This is a genomic window from Kocuria subflava (assembly GCF_012163155.1).
Lineage (GTDB): Bacteria > Actinomycetota > Actinomycetes > Actinomycetales > Micrococcaceae > Kocuria > Kocuria subflava.
Window position 1 is genome coordinate 1 of sequence record NZ_JAAVUN010000222.1, and the last position, 538, is coordinate 538.

General features: G+C 63.4%; 1 pseudogene. It reads right to left on the minus strand.

The window, feature by feature from the left end:
• Positions 1 to 538: pseudogene (locus GTW58_RS13865) on the minus strand (DNA topoisomerase IV subunit B); the annotation flags it as partial.

A 538-nucleotide genomic window follows, 5' to 3' on the forward strand; every position in this document is an offset into this window, starting at 1 on the left:
TCACCCTCCACGATGAACAGTTCGGACTTCTCCACGTCCGTCGACCGGCACTCGACCAACTTCGTGGGCATGGAGGAGGTCTCCAGAGCGTTCTTACGCCGCTGGGTCTCCTTGTGGAGGCGTGCCGAGATGCGCGACTTCATCTCGGCCACGACCTTCTCCAGCACCGCGTTGGCCTGATTCTTCTGATCACGCTTGGTGGCGGTCAGGGCCTTGGTGAGCTCCTTCTCCACGACCTTGGACACGATCTGCCGAACCGCGGGGGTCCCCAGGATCTCCTTGGTCTGGCCCTCGAACTGCGGCTCGGCCAACCGGACCGTGAGGACGGCGGTGAGACCTGCAAGGACGTCGTCCTTGTCGTTCTTGTCGTTGCCGGCCTTCAGCCGCCGGGAATTGGGTTCGGTCTGCTTCCCGAAAACCTTGACCAGGGCCTGTTCGAACCCGGTCTGATGGGTGCCGCCCTTGGGCGTGGCGATGATGTTGACGAAGGTTCGCACGGTCGTGTCGTAGCCGATGCCCCACCGCAGGGCGACGTCGA